Origin of the sequence: Mesorhizobium sp. M7A.F.Ca.US.006.01.1.1 (assembly GCF_003997935.1) — a bacterium.
GTDB lineage: Bacteria > Pseudomonadota > Alphaproteobacteria > Rhizobiales > Rhizobiaceae > Mesorhizobium.
This window is the reverse complement of record NZ_RZQL01000457.1, coordinates 1-1,938: the sequence shown is the minus strand read 5'-3', so window position 1 is coordinate 1,938 and position 1,938 is coordinate 1. Positions and strand designations below refer to the sequence as shown.

The 1,938-nt window shown below is 61.1% G+C and carries 1 protein-coding gene and 1 pseudogene; one reads left to right on the top strand and one right to left on the bottom strand.

Annotated features, from left to right (window positions below; translation table 11 throughout):
• The coding region (locus EN943_RS36760) for an AMIN domain-containing protein (RefSeq protein ID WP_127416587.1) at window positions 1-532 on the bottom strand (532 nt) is incomplete at its 3' end.
• Window positions 533-1,187: 655 nt separating this feature from the next.
• Here EN943_RS36760 and EN943_RS36755 point away from each other — a divergent pair.
• Window positions 1,188-1,938: pseudogene (locus EN943_RS36755) on the top strand (S1 RNA-binding domain-containing protein); the annotation flags it as partial.

Here is a 1,938-nt window from a genome sequence, read left to right as displayed (position 1 = left end):
GCCCTCCCTTGTCGGTCGAAACGGTCGATCCGGTGGTCAGCGCCTGGTTGGCCAGCGCCACGTCGAACTCGCGTTCGGATGCCGCCGACATGTCGATGGCAATGCGGTAGCCGGTTCCGTCCTCGTTCTTGAGCACGTCGAGCTTGTCGACGGCAAAGGGTCCCTTGCCGGTGAGGATCAGACGCGAAACGCCCTCGCCGAGTTCGCCCAGGCGCACGCCCTTGACCAGGCCCCGCGCCTTCAAATCCTTGGCATCCACGGCGAATCTCGTATTCGCGAGATCGATGACAAGGCGGTTGGGACCACGCAGCAGGAACCATTTGATATCGGGTTCGCGGTCGAAATCCATGACGATACGCATCTTGGTGGCATCGCCGGCCATCTTGTAGCCTTTTGCCACGAGCGGAGCGTCGGCGGCATTGGCATTTGAGGAAAACGCGGATGAGGCCGCCAGCAGCAGCAAGAGGCAGAAAGCGGCCAGGATCCGGCCGCCGACACGACATCCCTTGTCTGTGAAGTCCGCCAATCCCATCTCTTTTCCAGTCGCTCCCGGTTTGGCGCCCGGCGCCCGGTCGTTTCGTCCAAATGCCGGTTAGGCCGCGAACTCGATTAACGATTGGTATCCAGAGAAGGTTAACCAAGCCTTTTCATGCAAGGGCCGCAAGCTTGGCTTACGCTACGGAACGGCTTTTTGCCGGCATCGGAAATCGGGGTTGCCTTCCACCCCGCCAAATCATAAAAGCGATGGTGGATCACTGCAATCCTGGAACCGCCCTCCTCCGCAGCTTCTTGCTACAGGGTCAGACGTAAAGGCGGCTCCTTTCGCTTTCAGGCGAAAAGGGTTCAGGTGATCGCGACGAATTTCGCAGGCGTGCTCCCGTGGCGGGGGAATCGCCTGCGTGAGGAAAACGGCCGGGTTTGTTCCCGTGCCGGCTCTGTATGAGCAAACAAGCTGGTCCGGTTCATCCGGGCTTTGGTTCAAAAGGTTCTGTTGGTGACGATGGCTTCAAGCGCAATCATGGAAAGGTCCGCATCAAACCGCGCCATTATGGCTGCGGGCGGCACCGCCATGGCGCTCAAGTGGCGGCCGACGGACGTTCAAATATCCGGCACCCACATTCCAGACACGCAGCAGCAGGCTTTGCCTCGCAAGCTGCGGCTGACGGCTGCCGGGGGGAAACGAAATAATGCCCAACAAAATGCTGATAGACGCCTCCCACCCGGAGGAAACACGCGTTGTCGTCATACGCGGTAACCGTATTGAAGAATTCGACTTTGAATCTCAGGACAAGAAGCAGCTCAAAGGAAACATCTACCTAGCCCGCGTAACGCGCGTAGAGCCCTCCCTTCAGGCAGCCTTTGTCGAATATGGCGGCAACCGTCACGGTTTTCTCGCCTTCAGTGAAATTCACCCCGACTACTACCAGATCCCGGTCGCCGATCGTCAGGCACTGCTGCGCGCGGAAGCGCAGGAGGCCGAGGACGAAGAGAACGAGGACGGCGACGGCGATGATCGCCAGAGCCGCGATCGCGGACGGCGCGGCCGCAGGCGCGGCGGCAAGCCCCGCGACCGGGGCGAGCACAAGCGCGATGCTGCCGATTCCGGTGAGGCAAGCGACGAGGCAGAAGAAGGCGCCGACGCTGGTGTCGAGGACATCTCGCACACGTCCGAGATAATCGAACATGCGGCTGATTCGTCCGAACATGCCGATGCGTCCGAACATGGCGAGGATTCTGCCGAGCAGGACGAAGGTGAAACCCGCGAAGGCGGCCCGACGTCGATCGCCGCCTCGGTCGAGGCCGATGTGATTTCCGAAGCCGTCCCGCAGGCCGAACAAGGCAGCGAAGCGACCTCCGGCGACAACGATCGCGGCATGCTGGAAGAAGTGCAGTCCTCGCACCCCGACGATCACGAGGTCGAATCGGTCGGCGCCGAGG